This window comes from Methanospirillum sp. (genome assembly GCF_035560735.1).
Taxonomy (GTDB): domain Archaea; phylum Halobacteriota; class Methanomicrobia; order Methanomicrobiales; family Methanospirillaceae; genus Methanospirillum.
Genome location: NZ_DATMYY010000063.1, coordinates 1 through 8,973 on the forward strand (window position 1 = coordinate 1; position 8,973 = coordinate 8,973).

An 8,973-nucleotide genomic window follows, 5' to 3' on the forward strand; every position below is an offset into this window, starting at 1 on the left:
AGCGATACCAACATATGATCAACTACCTTGGAGGTAGATCGATGAAGTATAGAATGAAGAACGAGGGACGAGGTGGATCGATAAGATCACAGATGCCTGCTAATTCCGGGGTCCGGTTTGGCAGAATTTCTGATCAGAATCGTCTCACCCATCACAGGTATACTTCCTGCCTACTTCCGGGCGGAAAGACCACGGCACCTGTCCGGACATTCAGGTAATTCTGAAGAACCGGATATAATCACGCCTGATCGGAAATCTGAAGGTTTTGATCAGAGCCAGCGGTCCTGAACCGGGAGTTGGGTGAAGGAGGGGGGGCATCAGATATTGGCAGCCCCTCTGTTGTACTGAATAGCGAATAGTTTTGATAAATTTCATAAATCGAGGAATAAACATGAGACAAGTCGCAATTTACGGGAAAGGTGGAATTGGTAAATCCACAACTACACAGAACACTGTCGCTGCACTTGCAGTTGCCGGAAAAAAGATCATGGTCGTTGGCTGCGATCCAAAAGCAGATTCTACAAGGCTTCTGCTTCACGGTCTTTGTCAGAAGACTGTCATGGCAACCCTCCGTGATGAAGGAGACGACCTTGAACTCGATGATATCCTGAAACCAGGGTTCATGGATGTAAAATGTGTGGAGTCCGGAGGTCCGGAGCCTGGTGTTGGTTGTGCAGGCCGTGGTATTATCACATCAATCAACCTGCTCGAATCAATGGGTGCATATACTCCGGATCTTGACTACGTCTTCTATGATGTGCTCGGTGATGTGGTCTGCGGAGGATTTGCAATGCCAATTCGTGAAGGTAAGGCAGAAGAGATCTACATCGTCGCTTCCGGAGAACTGATGGCACTGTACGCTGCAAACAACATTGCCAAAGGTATCCAGAAATATGCAGACACCGGGAAAGTAAGACTTGGTGGAATCATCTGTAACAGCCGTAAAGTAGACAATGAATATGCTCTGCTGAAGGCATTTGCAGAAGAACTTGGCTCACAACTGATCCACTTTGTCCCACGTGACAACCTCGTTCAGAGGGCTGAGATCAACAAGAAGACCGTAATTGACTTTGAACCCGACTCTGAGCAGGCTCAAGAGTACAAAAATCTTGCAAACGCCATCGATACAAACAAGATGTTTGTTAAACCAAAACCGATGGAACAGGACAGACTTGAAGAACTGATGATGCAGCACGGATTCCTGGATGCATTGGCATAAGGTGGCAGGAGGAAGGAATCATGTTACTCATTAGAGCTATCGTCAGACCTGAAAAGAAAGACGAAGTACTTGCAGCCCTTTCCAAAGCAGGGTTTCCGGCAGCTACCGTCGTTGATGTAGTCGGTCGTGGAAAGCAGAAAGGTATCAAGATGGGTGGAATGCTCTATGATGAGATTCCAAAAATCCTCATCATGGTAGCCATTCATGATGAAGAGCGTGAGAATATCATCGATGTTGTCCTTAAGACCGCACGAACCGGTGAGGATGGAACATTTGGTGATGGTAAGATCTTCATCACTCCGCTTGAAGAGGTTTATACAATCTCCCGGGGCGGACGAGGCCTCTAAATAGGGAGGCATTGTCCATGAAGGAGATCATGGCAGTCGTCAGGATGAATAAGACGAATGCTACTAAAAAAGCACTGATCGAAGCCGGAGTGGCAGGATTTACTGCCATAAAAGTTCTTGGCAGAGGAAAGCCAGTTGAGGATGAGGCTGTGATCGCGGAGCGGAAAAATAAGCTTCTGGAGATGGCGGTACACGAGAGCATAGATGTTGAAGAAGCAGAACGGCAGGTAGTCAGTTTCCTTGATGGATCACGACTATTTCCCCGCCGGCTGTTTACCATCCTTGCTCATGATGACGATGTACCAAGGATCATTGAAGCCATCACCAAAGCCAATAAGACCGAGAATAATGTCGGAGACGGATCAATCTTCGTCATGCCGATAGCCGATGCTATAAGGGTCCGGACAGGAGAAGCCGGGGAAGCAGCAATCTGGTAATACAGGATTTGATTGAAATGTCAATGAGCGAAGAAATGATGGGGGATATGCTTGAAAAATATCCGGAAAAGGTTCTCAAAAACCGGAAAAAGCATATCACCATTGTAGATACAAATCAGGCCTGTCAGCAGATAGAGGCGAATACCCGGACTATTCCGGGTATTATTACCCAGCGTGGCTGTGCATATGCAGGATGTAAAGGTGTGGTCGTTGGTCCTATCAAGGATATGGTCCACATTGTTCACGGTCCGATTGGCTGTGCATTCTATGCCTGGGGAACCAGGAGAAATAAGGCCCGAGCTGATGACAACACCCCACCGGAAAAGATGTTCTCAACTTTGTGTGTCTCAACTGACATGCAGGAGAGTGACATCGTCTTTGGTGGCGAGAAGAAGCTTGCCAAGATGATTGACGAGGTTGTGGAGATGTTCCATCCCCGTGCAGTCTCAATCTGTGCAACCTGTCCTGTTGGACTTATCGGAGATGATCTTGGAGCAGTTGCAAAAGCTGCCCAGGAACGGCATGGCATTCAGGTACTCTCCTTCAACTGTGAAGGATACAAGGGTGTAAGCCAGTCTGCAGGTCACCACATCGCCAACAACAATCTGATGGAGAATGTCATTGGAACTGGTCCGGAACGGGACCCGAATGACAAGTACGTCATCAATATTCTTGGTGAATACAACATCGGTGGTGATGGCTGGGAAATGGAGAGGATACTTGGTGATATCGGATACAAGGTGAACTGTGTCCTTACAGGAGACACAAGTTACCTTGAGATCAAGAATCTTCATCAGGCACATCTGAACCTTGTCCAGTGTCACCGGTCAATCAACTATATCGCTGAGATGATGGAGACCAAGTATGGGACTCCATGGCTCAAGGTGAACTTTATCGGCGTTGAAGCGACCAAGAAGAGCCTGCGTGAGATGGCACTCTGCTTTGGTGATGAAGAACTCATCAGGAAAACAGAAGAAGTCATTGCACGTGAAGAAGCCAGAATCATGCCGGTCATCGAGCACTACCGCAAGATCTGCCAGGGCAAGACTGCCTTTGCATTTGTTGGTGGTTCACGAAGTCACCACTATATGCACCTCCTCCGGGACCTGGGTATGGAAGTGGTAGTGGCCGGGTATGAGTTCGCTCACCGCGATGATTACGAAGGTCGTCAGGTCATTCCGACACTCAAGATTGATGCAGATTCAAAAAATATTCCCGAACTGCACCTGAGCCCGGACCCTGAGAAGTTTAAGGATGCACATGTTCACCTGAACATGTCAAAAGAGAAGTTCGATGAGCTGAACAAGAAAGTTCCGCTTAATTACTATGAAGGTATGCAGCCTGACATGAAAGATGGCGAAATTATGATTGATGACTGCAATCACCACGAACTTGAAAAGATGGTTCGTGCATTAAAGCCAGATCTCGTATTCGCCGGTGTCAGAGACAAATATTACGTGCAGAAACTCGGAGTGCCTGCAAAACAGATGCACTCATACGACTACAGCGGACCATATGCCGGATACAACGGAGCTTTAAACTTTGCCCGTGATGTTGCCAATGCAATCACAACTCCGGCATGGAAACTGGTCACTGCCCCCTGGGAGAAACAGACCCAATAACAGGAGTGATAAGAATGCTCGAATGTATGCCAGAAGGCGAGGTAGTTCACACGGCCGGAAAGATCAATCCGGTCAAAACCTGCCAACCTATCGGTGCAATGTATGCGGCACTCGGAATTCACCGGTGCCTTCCCCACAGCCACGGTTCACAAGGGTGCTGTGCGTATCACCGTATGCATCTGACTCGTCACTTTCGTGACCCGGTCCTTGCATCAACCAGCTCGTTCACCGAAGGAGCATCGGTGTTCGGTGGTGCAGCAAACCTGAAGACCGCAATCAAGAATGTGTTTGAGATCTACAAGCCTGATATCATTGCAGTCCACACCACCTGCCTCAGTGAGACCATCGGTGATGACCTGCCAACGATCATCAAACAGTCAGAGGTTCCTGAAGGAAAGGTTGTCATCCATGCAAACACCCCGTCATACCAGGGTTCCCACATCACCGGGTTCTCTAATATGGTCAAAGCCATGGTTACGTACCTGGCTGCAAGGGATGAGGAGACAATCCGGAAGAAACGTGTCAATATCATACCGGGATTTGTAAACCCCTCTGATATGAGGGAGATCAAACGGATCACCTCAAGTCTTGGTGTTGATATGATCATGTTCCCTGACACCACAAATGTGCTTGACTCTCCGCTAACTGCAAAATACGATATGTATCCGGAGGGTGGGACAACTGTGGAAGAGATCAGGGACACCGGGAATTCACGTCTGACCCTGGCACTAGGAGCCTGGTCATCTAACGCTGCCGGTGCAGCCCTCATGGAGAAATGCGGAGTACCCTGCGTTCCTCTCAAGGTTCCAATCGGCCTCAAGGCGACTGATGATCTGATCATGACCCTGAAAGAGAAGTTCGATGCAGTAGTTCCTGATGACCTGACTCTTGAACGTGGTCAGGTCGTTGATACCCTCATCGATACACACTTCCACTACCAGGGAAAGAAGGTCGCCATCTACGGGGATCCCGATATTGTGGTTCCACTGGTTGAATTCGTGCTGACGATGGGAATGATTCCCAAGTACGTCATAACCGGTACTCCTGGAAAGGCATTCGAAGAACAAGTCGGATCCATGATCGAGGAAGCCGGAATAGAAGATTACCTCGTCAAGGCTGAAGGAGATCTCTTCGACCTCCACCAGTGGATCAAGGAAGAGTCAGTCGATCTTCTGATCGGAAACACATACGGAAAGTACATCGCAAGAACTGAGGATATTCCACTTGTCAGAGTAGGATTCCCCATTCTTGACCGGGCCGTTCACCCACTCATACCCATAACCGGGTACAAAGGATGCCTCCGGCTCATAGAGATGATCAGCAATGCCCTCCTGGAACGCCGGGATCGCGATTGCCTGGACGAAGATTACGAACTGGTACTCTAAGTTTCCAATGTAGCATCATTGGAACCTTAAAATACCTTATATCAAAATAAACCGGTGAATGTCATGGAGCATGATTGTTCGCTTGCGTCCGGATCTTCCGGATGCATTAGCGAACGCCAAAACTCCATCATAACCACAGGGAAGAACAAAAGCCGCATTCATTGCGCAGATGACAGTCTGGCCGGGGCGGTCAGTCAGCGAGCCTGCGTGTTCTGCGGAGCACGGGTGGTACTCAATCCGATTACGGATGCAATCCACCTGGTCCACGGTCCAATCGGCTGTGCTACGTACACCTGGGATATCAGGGGAAGTCTCTCCAGTGATTCCGAGATGTACAGGCATAGTTTTTCCACCGACTTGAAAGAGAAGGACGTGGTTTTTGGTGGCGAACCAAAACTGGCTGCCTGTCTGGACGAAGTCATATCAAAGTATCATCCTCCGGCAGTGTTTGTGTACTCAACCTGCGTAGTCGGGATGATCGGCGATGACATCATTGCAGTCTGTAAAGATGCATCTGAAAGACATGGAATAGATGTCATTCCGGTGGAATCATCAGGATTCCTCTCAGGAAATAAGATCGTCGGATACCGGGCTGCAGCAGAAGCGATAATGAAACTTATCCGGCCTAAACCCGGAGAAGTAATCGAGAATACCAGAAAACTCAACTTCCTGGGTGAATATAACCTGGGGGGAGAGAAGTGGCTGATTGAACGGTACCTGAATGAAATAGGAATTGAAGTGAATGTTGCCTTCACTGGAGATTCAACCGTAGCAGCACTGAAACAGGCTCCCGGATCCTGCCTGAATATTGTGCAGTGTACCGGGTCGATGCACTGGGTAGCAAACAATCTCGAGAAGGAGTATGGTATTCCGTATATGGATGTCAACTTCTTCGGAGCAGAGAATACTGCTGACAGTCTGCGGCGAATTGCTGCATTCTATGCAGATCCCGAGATCATCAGAAAGGCAGAAGTTCTCATTGAACGTGAACTGGCACGAATCACCCCCCTCATCGCCGGATACCGGAAGAAACTGACAGGAAAGCGAGCTGCGATTTACGTAGGCGGTGCGTTTAAGGCTGTCGCCCTGATCAGGCAGATGAAGGACCTCGGAATGGAGGTCGTGGTGACCGGAACCCAGACCGGAAAGCAGGAAGAGTACGAGACCATCAGCGGCCTTCTGAGTGAAGGAACCATCGTTGTCGACGATGCCAATCCGGCAGAGATCGAAAAGTTCCTTCTGGACATGAAGGTTGACGTGATGGCTGGCGGAGTCAAAGAGCGGGTTCTGGCTTACAAACTTGGAATCGGGTTTGTGGATCATAACCATGATCGAAAAGAATGTCTGGCCGGATTTGACGGTGCAGTGACGTTTGCACGTGAAGTGTACATCACGACCTGTTCACCGGTGTGGAAACATCTGAAAGAGAGCATAGGAGGTGAGTAATCATGACGAACCATACTGCAATCAATACCCTTCGGGTTAAAGAAGTCAACGAGAATCAATGCCACATGTGTATGCCGCTCGGAGGCGTTATTGCATTCAAAGGAATTGAGGGTGCAATGGTACTCGTCCATGGTTCGCAGGGTTGCAGCACGTATATGCGTCTTGCAAATGTGGAGCATTTCCACGAGCCGGTAGATGTCGCCTCCTCTTCGCTAAATGAGAAACAGACCATTCTCGGCGGAGAGAAAAACCTGAACAAAGCACTTGATAATGTGCTGCGGGTGTATCAGCCTACGATGCTTGGTATCCTTACTACATGTCTTGCTGAGACGATGGGTGAGGATATGGACCGTATGATCAAATCATACATGCAGAGTCATCCGAATATTGGTGTTGATATCATTCCGGTAGCAACTCCCAGTTACGGTGGCACTCATTCAGAAGGATTCTGGGCCACAACCCGGGCAGTTATTGCACATTATGCAAAACTCTGTGAGGGTCATAAAAGGATCAATGTGATTGTTCCCAATATCAGCCCTGCTGATATCAGAGAGATCAAACGTATCCTTGGGCTCTTTGGAATGGAGTATACTCTGATTCCTGATATCTCGATGACTCTTGACAGGCCATACGGTGGCAGGTATCAGAAGATTCCAACCGGAGGTACCAGTCCGGCTGATATCTCACGGATGCCAGGTGCTCCAGTTACAATACAGTTTGGAAAGACCTGTCCGGATGCACTATCCCCGGGATTATTCCTAGAGCAGCAGTTCGGTGTCAGGTTGATCAATCTACCACTTCCAATCGGAGTAGATAACGTAGACCAGTTCGTTGCAGCATTGTCCTCAATAAGTGGAAAGGCTGTTCCTGAGCAGCTGGCACTTGAACGTGGCTGGCTTCTTGATGGAATGGCAGATGCACACAAGTACAATGCAGAAGGAAGGCCGGTTATCTATGGCGAGCCCGAGATGGTCTATGCTTTGACTGGGATCTGTATCGAGAACGGTGCAGAGCCGGTGGTTATTGCAAGTGGTTCACCACACAGCAAACTGAAAGATCTCCTCGGACCGATGATATTAGATCTGGCTGAACAGCCGGTTCTGATAGAGGAGGCTGACTTTGCGTCCATCGAGCATGCAGCAGTTTCGGCTGGTGCAACGATCGGTGTCGGCCATACTGGAGGAAAATTCCTGACAGAGAGGCATGGAATTCCTGTAACCAGAATTGGATATCCGATACATGATCGGATTGGCGGTCAGCGGATCTTCTCAACTGGATATGCCGGGACTCTGGCATTCCTTGACCGGTTCACGAACACACTTCTTGAAAAGAAATACAGTTCGTACCGGGAAAAGAAGAAGGAAGAGATGTTTAACCATATCCGGGGATAAACCCGGGAAATTTATTTCGGAGATGTACTATGCAAAAGCCAAGCAAACATATCTTTATCTGTACCAGTTCACGCCCAACAGGTCAGCAGAAAGGATTCTGTCACACCAAAGAAGGCGTCGATGTAATGGCAAAATTCATGGAAGAGGTTGACGAACGCGATCTGGGCGGTGATGTATTCATCACCAACACCGGGTGTTTCGGGATTTGTGAGAAAGGGCCAATCGTTGTGGTTTATCCCGACAATGTCTGGTATGGATCGGTAGGCCTTGATGATGTGGAAGAGATCATGGAATCACACATCGAAGGCGGCACAGTCGTGGACCGGCTGGTTATCTAAAGGAGGCATTATGATCCCCGAGATTGCAGCGATGCTCGATCAGGAGGGGTGTACTACAACCCTGACCGGCCCCGGAGAAGTCGTCATATACTCCAAGGATTTGTCTTCCTGGGAACCAGTCAGGAGGATGCCATTTGCTCTCGATACAAGTCAGGGCCTTGTACAACTCAGGCAAAAGATGTCTGAACTTACTGCATTCCTTGGTGACTGTAGGATCTTTGTTGCCAAGGCAGCGAGTGGGGCGATATTCTTTGAGCTGGAAAAAGCCAGATGCGGAGTCTGGGAGATCTCAGGCAAACCTGATGAGTTCCTTGATCCGGTCTGGAAAGAAGAGGAAGATCAGGAGTCAGAAGTCCCGTCTGGTGCTGTAGATATTCCGGTTCCGGTTGAGATAACTCCAGGAAAATATTATCTGTCCATCAAGGAAATTCAGGGTAAACGACCCGAAGTGAGCAGTAAACAGGTGCTTCAGAAGTTTATCAAAACCGGAGCATATCAGCAGCTTGAGGTTATCTGCGATCATATTCCGCCATGGATAGCACTCGAATCGACCTGTTCCGGGTTTACTATGCAGAGCGAACGACTAGGACCAAGTGAGGTGAGATTAATACTGACCAGGAACCCGGCTGACAGCTGCGGGTGTACATAATAGTAGTTCTATACCACTCGATAACTCAAGGTAATACCATACACCATACCACACCTTTTCTGAGGGAGCGTAATGCTCTCTCATTTCCTTCATATGATATCACTGTAGTGATATCATGCATATCTATTCACTTCAGATA

10 protein-coding genes are annotated in these 8,973 nt (G+C 48.6%); all 10 read left to right on the forward strand.

The genetic code is table 11. The features are described from left to right. The coding region (locus VN429_RS01710) for a hypothetical protein (RefSeq protein ID WP_325629129.1) at positions 1-218 on the forward strand (218 nt) is incomplete at its 5' end. Positions 219-391: 173 nt separating this feature from the next. Next, positions 392-1,219 carry a nitrogenase iron protein gene (gene nifH / locus VN429_RS01715; RefSeq protein WP_325629131.1) on the forward strand — a complete coding sequence of 276 codons (828 nt, stop codon included), beginning with the start codon at positions 392-394 and terminating at the stop codon, positions 1,217-1,219. Between the two features lie 20 nt (positions 1,220-1,239). Further along, entirely contained in the window at positions 1,240-1,566 is a 327-nt protein-coding gene (locus tag VN429_RS01720; RefSeq protein WP_109967451.1) for a P-II family nitrogen regulator, read from the forward strand. A 17-nt stretch (positions 1,567-1,583) separates the two neighbouring features. Beyond that, positions 1,584-2,003, forward strand: coding sequence for a P-II family nitrogen regulator (locus VN429_RS01725; protein ID WP_325629136.1), 420 nt, complete (start codon positions 1,584-1,586; stop codon positions 2,001-2,003). A gap of 17 nt (positions 2,004-2,020) precedes the next feature. Next, positions 2,021-3,625: a nitrogenase molybdenum-iron protein alpha chain gene (gene nifD, locus VN429_RS01730; RefSeq protein WP_109967453.1), complete on the forward strand. Its 1,605-nt coding sequence runs from the start codon at positions 2,021-2,023 to the stop codon at positions 3,623-3,625. Positions 3,626-3,651: 26 nt separating this feature from the next. Then, positions 3,652-5,010 (forward strand): nitrogenase component 1, encoded by a 1,359-nt coding sequence (locus VN429_RS01735; RefSeq protein ID WP_325629139.1) that lies wholly within the window; start codon positions 3,652-3,654, stop codon positions 5,008-5,010. 63 nt (positions 5,011-5,073) lie between these two features. Next, positions 5,074-6,456, forward strand: coding sequence for a nitrogenase iron-molybdenum cofactor biosynthesis protein NifE (nifE, locus tag VN429_RS01740; protein WP_325629141.1), 1,383 nt, complete (start codon positions 5,074-5,076; stop codon positions 6,454-6,456). Positions 6,457-6,458: 2 nt separating this feature from the next. Then, the gene (locus VN429_RS01745) at positions 6,459-7,847 is read left to right on the forward strand and encodes a nitrogenase component 1 (RefSeq protein ID WP_325629143.1); all 1,389 of its coding nucleotides are present in this window, start codon (positions 6,459-6,461) and stop codon (positions 7,845-7,847) included. 29 nt (positions 7,848-7,876) lie between these two features. Beyond that, positions 7,877-8,185, forward strand: a complete 309-nt coding sequence (locus VN429_RS01750; RefSeq protein WP_325629145.1) for a 2Fe-2S ferredoxin — start codon at positions 7,877-7,879, stop codon at positions 8,183-8,185. A gap of 10 nt (positions 8,186-8,195) precedes the next feature. Beyond that, the gene (locus VN429_RS01755; protein WP_325629147.1) at positions 8,196-8,834 is read left to right on the forward strand and encodes a Fe-only nitrogenase accessory AnfO family protein; all 639 of its coding nucleotides are present in this window, start codon (positions 8,196-8,198) and stop codon (positions 8,832-8,834) included. Positions 8,835-8,973: the final 139 nt, after the last annotated feature.